The 2693-nt window shown below is 60.8% G+C and carries 3 protein-coding genes; all 3 read left to right on the plus strand.

Annotated features, from left to right (window positions below; genetic code table 11):
• Nucleotides 1–230: 230 nt before the first annotated feature.
• A complete protein-coding gene (locus EU800_RS25840; protein ID WP_129636325.1) occupies nt 231–425 on the plus strand; it encodes a hypothetical protein in 195 nt (64 codons plus the stop codon).
• A gap of 500 nt (nt 426–925) precedes the next feature.
• The gene (locus tag EU800_RS25845; protein ID WP_129636326.1) at nt 926–1549 is read left to right on the plus strand and encodes a hypothetical protein; all 624 of its coding nucleotides are present in this window, start codon (nt 926–928) and stop codon (nt 1547–1549) included.
• Between the two features lie 476 nt (nt 1550–2025).
• A partial coding sequence (locus EU800_RS25850; RefSeq protein WP_129636327.1) for an IS1380 family transposase occupies nt 2026–2693 on the plus strand: 668 nt, incomplete at its 3' end.

Genomic DNA, 2693 nt, shown 5'->3' on the forward strand with positions numbered 1-2693 from the left:
AGAAACAGACCATCCGGAAACGCCGCTTGCAGCATCAGAACGCTGCCGCATAATCTCAAACGGAAACCGAACCGGAACTCTCGCTACGAGAAACCTCGCGATCTCCGAAATACTCTGACGACGGACAACTTCGTACGGATCGACATCCCCTCGGATCTCGAAACCCCTAGAGAGGCCGTGGAAGCCGCCAGAGAGGCCATTCTGGCCGTTGCCCGGGGTGAGAGGTCAGCATGTCCGAAGCGAAGGCCTACGTGGCGCTCCTTGAGCGTCTGGGAGGCATGCTGGGGTATCTTGAACTGGAGCGTTTGCGAGAAGATTTGGAGGAGCTGAAGCGAGCCAAGGGCGGACCGAGTCTGGGCTTCGACCAGAGCCGCATTCCGCCGGAGTCTCGAATCCAGTGGGGCCAGGGATTGAAGGCAGATTGACGTCGACAGCCATCCCCAAGGCGCAGCCGCAATTCTGGGACGCGGAGGCCGACGCCGGCGCCTTCGTAAAAGAGATCCGACGACGATAGGCCATTCATAACACTCTATCCCTGCTTCAAGGTTGAAGTGTTGCGTCGACCCACTGAATCCGCCCGGCAAAGCTGCCGTCTGGAAGCTCCAAAACCCGCATTTCGGCCTGGGGTCGGTTTCCTGCGCGTTCCTGCCGGTGGGAAGGTTCGTCTCAAGGTTTTGTCATCGGGCCAAGCGGACGTCAGGTGCCGCAGCAGAAGAAGTCATTTGGATCGGTCGGGGCGCCTGCGTTGTTGGCGCAAACGGATATCTCCTCCGAACCTCATGTCCTTCCTTGATGAGGGTCAACGCCCCTTGGATTAAAAGATGATAAATGATCCGTCGAAAGAGTTCTTGCGCCTCTCCAGGAAGGAAGAGGTGCCGAGAGGTTTGGAGGCCAGTCGCAAGGCAATAGAGACGGAGGGGGACGAATGCCGGATTCTGCAGCCACTAGCTATAATACCGTGCGCGAGGTCGTTGCGGTCTTTCACGACGCTGAGAAGCTCGAGGCAGCAGCAGACAAACTTGTTCTGGCGGGCTTTCCGCAAAGCCGCCTGAACGTGATAGGGGACCAGAAATCAATCGCAAGGAGGCTTGGCCACCATTTTGAACCGGTCGAGGTGATGGAGGATGACCCACGCGTGCCCCAGCACGCCTTCGTCTTCAAATCCGACCGGATGACGGCAGAAACCGCCTTGTTCGGGCTTCCCCTGTATGTAGGCGCCATGGGCGGCGCAGTGTTGGTGGTGGCGAGCGGTGGTGCCCTTGGGGCAGTGCTGCTGGGTGCGGCCGCCGGCGGGGCCGTTGGCGGGGGGCTCGGGGCCGTTCTTGCGCAGACTGTTGGAAAGGCACATGCCGACGAATTGGAGGCTCATCTTCGTGCGGGCGGGATCCTGTTTTGGGTAGCCGTCAGGGACGACACGGAAGAGAGCCGAGCCAGTGAGGTCCTGAAGCGGTGCGGCGGAGAGGATGTGCATACCCACGTGATCGAGCGGACGTTCGGAGAGGAGGTAAGCCGGTTCAAATACCGCAATCCCGACCCGTTTCTCGACTGAATCCGGCTCAGATCGCGAGGTATTCTCGTCGTTCCGGTCTTCATCTCCAAGGGTGCGAGGTGACACCGACCCGAAAGGTCAAAACCGGGACGCGAACCGGACGCCCGATCCAAACGATCAGATGTGAGCAAGGTCGGCAAAGTTGCCAGTTCAAGCGCTGGATCCACTAACCGACCCAGCGAGCGCGCCTGAAGCTTAGCGAACTGCGCAGAGCCGCTGTTGGGGCTGTTTCGAGAAATGTCCGGTTGGCTGGTGCCGCCGATATACCCCTGCCTCGTCAGTGACACACGTCAACGACGGCTACACTGAGTTATGGTAAAGAGGCGGAATTCAACTTGGGAGGGTTGCCATGAGGGGATTACTCCTGTTTTCCGCCTTAATTCCGGATTTCCCAAGCGATCTGAGGTTTCCGCTCGGCTGATCGGTGTATTTCTGTTATTTTTTCAGTGAGTTGGGCAGTGTCAGGGGGAGATCTCATGGCTCACCCATCGGGTGCGGGGCCTCGGGACGATCTGAGGCTCGATTTCGACCGTCGGGTGCGGCTGGAGTTTCGTGGTTCGCAGCTCAGTTCGGACGGCGGTCTGCTGATCGTGCGGGAGCTGGACGATGCCCTTGGGCTTTCCGAGCTGGCCGCCTCCGCGTTGACCGAGCACCGCACCGGCGTGAACCGCATTCATCACTTGGCCGGGTTGTTCCGGCAAGCCGTCTATGGTCGCCTCGCAGGATATGAGGATGTCAACGATGCCGAGCGGCTGGCCCACGACCCGGTAATGCGACAGGTGGTCGGCCACCGTGCCGTCGATGGTCAGGCAGCGTCCACGTCGCAGGTGAGCCGGATCGAGACCGAGGGTCTGGCGACGGACAGCAACCGCGCGGCGGTCGCCGATCTGGGCGGCCAGTGGGTCGACCGTTTCCTCGACCGGACGGGGCTAAATTACATCGTGCTAGACATGGACAGCTCGGTCAGCCCGACGCACGGTGCGCAGGAGGGCACCGCCTGGAACGGCCATTTCGGCAGCGCCTGCTACCACCCGCTCTTCGTGTTCAACCAGTTCGGCATGCTGGAGCGCTGCGCCTTGCGGCCCGGCAACGTCCACAGCGCCGACGGCTGGAAAGCGGTTCTGGAGCCGGTGATGCGGCGCTA

It is taken from the genome of Tropicimonas sp. IMCC6043 (assembly GCF_004146235.1).
Lineage (GTDB): Bacteria > Pseudomonadota > Alphaproteobacteria > Rhodobacterales > Rhodobacteraceae > Tropicimonas.